1 protein-coding gene is annotated in these 454 nt (G+C 37.7%); it reads left to right on the plus strand.

The window, feature by feature from the left end:
- The coding region (locus NBRC110019_RS16785) for a hypothetical protein (RefSeq protein ID WP_281756619.1) at nucleotides 1-454 on the plus strand (454 nt) is incomplete at both ends.

Consider the following 454-nt stretch of genomic DNA (forward strand, 5'->3'; position numbering starts at 1 on the left):
TTTGAGAATGGTAATGCATTAACCATAGACCAACCTATTGACCCAAGATTAAACGGTTTAACCCCTCAGGCTCTTAACGGAGCTAACTATTCAAATTGGGCAACTCCGTATAAAGCAGAAGTAGATGCTCCAATAGCTGGAACTATTAAAGTAGGGAAAGCATTGTCATTTACAGCACCTGAAATCAATGGTACTGAATGGGATGAAATTGCAGCGGGAAGTGAAGATATTACCATTCCTGATGGGTATAAATCGAGTGCTATTAAAGTAGAATGGCATACACCTAATGAAAATAACGGCCCATATGGAGGCGTAAATGTAGCTATAGCAGGTAAACAATTCTCTTCTTCAGAATCATCTACTAGTGCTATTGTAAAAGGACTTTATGGTAGTGTACCTGTTTCTTATGACTCTTTAGGATATCACGTAGGTAATATTAATGTTGTTATTGTTG

The organism is Neptunitalea chrysea, from assembly GCF_027924145.1.
In the GTDB taxonomy this organism is placed as follows: Bacteria; Bacteroidota; Bacteroidia; order Flavobacteriales; family Flavobacteriaceae; genus Neptunitalea; species Neptunitalea chrysea.